Source organism: Cupriavidus sp. 22TCCZM01-5 (assembly GCF_057798915.1).
In genome coordinates, this window is record NZ_JBYOJR010000095.1 from 1 (window position 1) to 612 (window position 612).

1 protein-coding gene is annotated in these 612 nt (G+C 41.2%); it reads left to right on the forward strand.

What is annotated here, in order from left to right; all coding sequences use genetic code 11:
* A partial coding sequence (gene tnpA, locus AC3FNH_RS32585) for an IS200/IS605 family transposase (protein WP_488723012.1) occupies positions 1–324 on the forward strand: 324 nt, incomplete at its 5' end.
* Positions 325–612: the final 288 nt, after the last annotated feature.

The window sequence follows — 612 nt, forward strand, 5'->3', positions numbered from 1 at the left end:
TATCGATGTATTTATGTTTACTGTAATCAACTTGGATGTGAAGTCGTAGAGCTAAACGTACAAGTTGACCACGTACATTTAGTTGTAAAGGTCCCACCAAAGCTTTCGATATCCAAGTTGATGGGGGTATTGAAAGGCAAAATAGCCTTAAAGCTATTTAGCAAGTTTCCTCACCTTAGGAAGAACAGGCTTTGGGGTAATCACTTTTGGCAAAGAGGCTATTTTGTCGATAGTGTTGGAATCAATGAAGAAATAATACGCCGATATGTAAGACATCAAGAGAAGCAAGAGCGAGTAGAGCAGCAGCAATTGGCGCTGGACTAAACAAAGGCCCCCTTTTAGGGGGCTCACACAAAGCCACCTTCTTTAGAAGGTGGTAATTTACTTTACCACCAGCTAAAATCGCCACTTTCTGCTAAAGCGGATGTTTTTCTGGTACTAACTGCCAACAACCCGATCAAGCCTGCCATTTTATTTCTGTTTTCTTTTTTTCTCGCCATTTTGTTCGCTTGAGCGTTTTTGCTTTCTTTTTTCTGCTCGCTATAGTGCTGAAGAGCTGATGAATAAGGAGACTAAGAAAATGGTGATGACTTTCCTGAACTAAGCCGGAAG